The organism is Pantoea sp. SIMBA_079 (assembly GCF_046940275.1).
Classification (GTDB): domain Bacteria; phylum Pseudomonadota; class Gammaproteobacteria; order Enterobacterales; family Enterobacteriaceae; genus Pantoea; species Pantoea borealis.
In genome coordinates this window covers 1-231 of record NZ_JAWRYR010000988.1, presented here as the reverse complement: position 1 = coordinate 231, position 231 = coordinate 1, and the positions used below count along the sequence as shown (strand labels likewise).

Sequence of the window (231 nt, the reverse complement as noted above, 5' to 3'; positions counted from 1 at the left end):
GGGGCGGGAGGTTAAGATGCCGCTCTTCCCTTGCGCAACTTTGGTGCCCGCCATGAAGGCCGACATCCACCCGAATTACAGCGAAGTCGTGTTCCAGGACGTGACTTCCGATTTCCGTTTCCTCACCCGCTCGACCCTCGCGGCCACCGCGAAGGAAAAAGTCCAGTGGGATGACGGCAACGAATACCCGCTGATCAAGATCGACGTGTCCTCGGCCACGCATCCGTTCTA

Annotated in this window: 1 protein-coding gene; it reads left to right on the top strand. The window is 59.3% G+C overall.

Annotated features, from left to right (window positions below):
• Window positions 1–16: 16 nt before the first annotated feature.
• Window positions 17–231 (top strand): 50S ribosomal protein L31 (locus tag SB719_RS22895; protein ID WP_412160147.1); only part of this gene is annotated, 215 nt, incomplete at its 3' end.